3 protein-coding genes are annotated in these 3,767 nt (G+C 65.9%); 1 reads left to right on the top strand and 2 read right to left on the bottom strand.

The window, feature by feature from the left end:
- The coding region (locus DBR22_RS10045) for a phosphoenolpyruvate carboxylase (RefSeq protein ID WP_108598902.1) at positions 1-2,354 on the bottom strand (2,354 nt) is incomplete at its 3' end.
- A 131-nt stretch (positions 2,355-2,485) separates the two neighbouring features.
- The gene (locus tag DBR22_RS10040; protein ID WP_108598901.1) at positions 2,486-3,166 is read right to left on the bottom strand and encodes an NADPH-dependent F420 reductase; all 681 of its coding nucleotides are present in this window, start codon (positions 3,164-3,166) and stop codon (positions 2,486-2,488) included.
- Between the two features lie 105 nt (positions 3,167-3,271).
- Between DBR22_RS10040 and DBR22_RS10035 the strand changes: the two genes are divergently transcribed.
- The coding region (locus DBR22_RS10035; protein ID WP_108598900.1) for a TetR/AcrR family transcriptional regulator at positions 3,272-3,767 on the top strand (496 nt) is incomplete at its 3' end.

The following is a 3,767-nucleotide window of genomic DNA, read 5'->3' as shown; positions in this document are numbered from 1 at the left end:
ACTCCGAACCAGCCGGGGACGATCTGCCGGGACTGGGTCCAGCCGAATACCCACGGGATGGCGCGCAGGCCGCCAAGACCCGCGCCGGAGTCCGGGCGTTTGGACGGGCGGGAGCCAATGTTCAGCGAGCCCAGCTGCTCCACCGGCGTCGAGGCCAGGAAGTACGCGGGCAGATCCGGATGGTCAATGAGCTTCCGGTACCGTTCGAAGGCGCCGTCGGAGATGATCTCCATGACGTGCCCGTACCGTTCGCGCTGGTCGTCCGACGTCCGCGGGTCCCGGTGCAGAGCCGAACCCTGGAGCACGGCAGCGAGTGACAGCTCGAGGTTTTCCCTGGCCAGTTCGGGAAGCGAGTACTTGTCCGAGATGACCTCGCCCTGTTCGGTGAACTTGATTTCACCTTCGAGGACGCCGTTGGGCTGGGCCATGATGGCGTCGTAGGTGGGCCCGCCGCCGCGGCCCACGGAACCGCCGCGGCCGTGGAACAACCTGACGCGGACGCCGTGTTTGGCCGCAACGTCGCGCAGGTTCCGCTGGGTTTTGTGGATCTCCCACTGGCTGGTGATGACACCCGATTCCTTGTTGGAATCCGAGTAGCCCAGCATGATTTCCTGGACGTCGCCACGCAGTCTGACAAGGTCGCGGTACGCCGGAACGGACAGCAGCTGGTCCACGATCTCGGCAGAGGCCCGGAGCTCCTCCACGGTCTCCAGCAGCGGTGCGAACCCGATCTTGGCATACGGGGCTGCGCCGAACAGGTTGACGAGGCCGGCCTCGCGGGCCAGGACCGCAGCGGCCAGGACGTCGTCCGCGCCGCGGGTCATGGAGATGATGTACGTCTCGATGACATCCGGACCGTACGTGCGCAGGGCGCGGCGGATCTCGCGGAAGACGTCGTACGTTCCGTCAGCGACGCCGTCGAGCTTAATCGGGTGGCCGGACAGCGGCCGGCGCGAGGCAAGCTCGGACCCCAGCACGTCGAAGCGCTCGTGGCGGCTCAGTTCGGCGTACCGGAGGCCCGGTCCGCCGAGCCGGTCCATCAGCTGGCCGACGGCGTCATGGTGGTGGTCGGCGTGTTCGCGGATGTCCAGGGTGGCCAGGTGCAGGCCGAAGGACGCCACCGCACGCCGGACCCGGGCAAGGGCGCCGTCGGCAGCAAGGGACGCTGAATGGTTGCGGAGTGAGAGTTCCAGCAGTTCGAGATCGGCCAGCAGCTCATCGGTGGCGCTGTAGTCGCGGCCGTGCTCATGGGTGGAATCGGCGGCAATGCGCTTGCCGGTGTTGATCAGCTTGGCCTTGATGCAGGTGAGCTTGAGCCGGTAGGGCTCCTGGGCGTTGAGCTCGAGGACGCGGCGGTCCAGGCCCGGGAGTTTCTTCAGGTCGACGTCGATGGAGTCCAGCAGGTTCTGGTCAGCTCCGGCCAGCGCGGTGGAGTTGGACAGGATGGAAATCAGGCCGTCCATCATGCCGATGCTGATGCGGATGGCGTGCTGGCTCTGGATCTGGAGGATCTCCCTGGTGACCGCAGCGGTGACGTTGGGGTTGCCGTCGCGGTCGCCGCCGATCCATGACCCGAACCGGATGGGGGCGTTCTGGGAGGCCAGGCTCACGCCATGTTCATCGAGCAGCTCGGATAGTTCCGTCAGCATCTCAGGCATGGCGTCAGTGAGGATCCCGCCCAGGTAGTAGATGGCGTTGCGGGCCTCGTCCACGGGCGTGGGACGCACCTGGCGGAGTTCGTCGGTCTGCCACATCTGGTCGATGACCTCGGCAAGCTGCCGGTCCTGGCGCCGGCGGGCGGTGGTGCCTTCCTTGGTGGGCTGGGCCAGAACGTCCGAAAGCTTCCGGATCTTGTCCAGCACAGAACGCCGGGAGGCCTCGGTGGGATGGGCGGTGAAAATGGGCCGGACATCCAGCCCGTTAACCACTTCCTGGAGAACACCGGGCCCGGCCTGGGCGGCGATCTCGGAGACGGCCTTGGCAAGCCAGCCGTCCTTCTCCTGCCGGGTCCGCAGCCCACGGACGCGGTGGACCTGCTCGGCGGCATTCGCCAGGTGGAAGTAGAACGCGAACGCCCGCACTAGGTCGGTGGCCTGCTCGATGGGCAGGGAGCCGAGCAGTTCGCGGACCTGTTCGACGACGTCGTGCGCGCTCCACGGGCCGGTGGCGTCGGCGCCGCCACGGGCGGCCTCCTTGGATTCCTTGGTCAGCAGGCGCACCTGCTCCACGAGGTCCAGAAGCTCCGGACCGTGCTGGCGCACCAGGGATTCGCCCAGCAGCGTGGAAACGCGGCGGACATCGGCCCTGAGTTCGGAGGCGAGATCGGTAGCGGAATTCATTGCAGTGTTAGCCATGGAAACTGTCTTTCGAGGGTTCGGACTTGGCTCGTACACTGCGCTGGATACTGTGAGCCACGTTACTGGCTTTCGATGCTACCCGCACCTCGCCCCCGGGCGGAATCCGTCTCAGATGGTGACGCCGATCCTTAACGTGCCACCTTGAAATTGAAGTCGCCGGTCCCCAGCGCGCCCCAGATCCGCACCCAGAGGGGCAAGATCATCTCGGCGCCGCGGGCAGTGGTGATGTCACCGAGATCCAGCACATCTGTGTGGCCGAGGGCCTTCAGGATCCCGGTCACCGCCGCCTTGGCACCGGCATCATTGCCCGAGACGAAAACCGTGTGGTCCCCGCCGGCAACATGCAGGGGGTCAACCATCACGCTGTTCGTCATGGTGTTCAGTGTCTTGACCACCCTGGCTTCCGGGAAGGCCCGCTGGATCTGCTCGCCCAGGCTGTCGTCATTCACCGGATTCAAGGATGGCGGGAAGCCCTGGGAGAAATCGAGCGGGTTGGCGATGTCCATCAGGATTTTTCCGGCTAGGTTTTCGGCCCCGGCAGCACTGAGGGCTTCGAGGGATGCAGCTCCATTGGTGGCATTGACCACCAGGTCACTGGCTGCCGCTGCACCAACAAGGGTGGCGACGCCGATCTCCTGGTGGGACGCATGCCATTCGGAAAAAGCCGGCCCGCCGGTCGCGCCAGGCTCGGTGCGCGCCAGGGTGGCTTGGGGATCCCGTGTTCCGATCACCACGTCGTGGCCGAGCTCCGATAATGCAGCTGCGATGGCCGGTCCGACACTTCCGGTTCCGAGTACGGCAATCTTCATGGTGATCCTCATTCCAAAGTGAAAGGGGTAGACAGGTTCGTCTACTGGTGGATGAATTGAAAGCTATCAGACAGATCTGTCTACGGCAAGATGTACCATTGAGCCATGAAGTCGTCCGCCACGCCGGCACCAGCGGCGCCCCGCACGCCTGCCGGGCAGGCCAGGGAAAAAATCCTCGCCACTGCCTTCCGGCTGTTCTACGCGCAGGGGCTGCGTGCCGCCGGCATCGATACGATCATCGCCGAGTCCGGGGTGGCCAAGGCCACGTTCTACAAGTACTTTCCGGCCAAGGATGACCTGATCCTTGCCTATCTGGAGAAGGTCGACGGCGTGTGGACCGGCCAGCTCCACGCCGCGGCGGAGGCCGCCGGTCCCGCTCCTGCCGACCAGCTCGTCGGGCTGTTCGATGCCCTGGCCAGCGCCTGCCGCCGCGACGGCTACCGGGGCTGCGCCTTTATCAACGCCGCGGCCGAGTCCCCCAGCGGAACCCGCGTCCACGAAAGGACCGTGGCGCACAAGAGGAAGATCACAGCGTGGATCCGGGACCTGGCCGCCCAGGCGGGTGCCCCTGAGCCGGACCACCTGGCGCGCAGCCTGACCC

Origin of the sequence: Arthrobacter sp. HMWF013, assembly GCF_003061105.1 — a bacterium.
GTDB lineage: Bacteria > Actinomycetota > Actinomycetes > Actinomycetales > Micrococcaceae > Arthrobacter.
Note: the sequence above shows the minus strand (reverse complement) of the source record. Positions and strands in the feature narration are given on the sequence as shown.